This is a genomic window from Thalassospira sp. UBA4513, from assembly GCF_002388495.1.
Lineage (GTDB): Bacteria > Pseudomonadota > Alphaproteobacteria > Rhodospirillales > Thalassospiraceae > Thalassospira > Thalassospira tepidiphila.
This window is the reverse complement of sequence record NZ_DGMR01000031.1, coordinates 1,794-2,089: the sequence shown is the minus strand read 5'-3', so window position 1 is coordinate 2,089 and position 296 is coordinate 1,794. Positions and strand designations below refer to the sequence as shown.

At 58.8% G+C, this 296-nt stretch carries 1 protein-coding gene; it reads left to right on the top strand.

Annotation, left to right across the window (positions count from 1 at the left end; all coding sequences use genetic code 11):
- Window positions 1-296 (top strand): GTP-binding protein (locus tag B2T33_RS12195; RefSeq protein WP_286792113.1); only part of this gene is annotated, 296 nt, incomplete at both ends.

The following is a 296-nucleotide window of genomic DNA, read 5'->3' as shown; positions in this document are numbered from 1 at the left end:
CTTCTGACCACCAAGTTCCGCCTTGATAGCGTGGTGACCACCGTCGATGCCATCCATGGCGCAGGCCAGCTTGATAACCATCCCGAAAGTGTCAAGCAGGCGGCTGTTGCCGACCGCATCCTGATGACCAAGGCCGATCTGGCTGATGAGGCAACGCGCACAGCCCTTGAAGCCCGCCTGCGCGCGCTTAACCCGGCCGCCCCGATTTATCCGGTGGTCAATGGCGACATTGCGGTTTCAAAGCTGTTCAATGCCGGGCTGTATGACCCGACAACCAAAAGCATGGATGTGCAGAA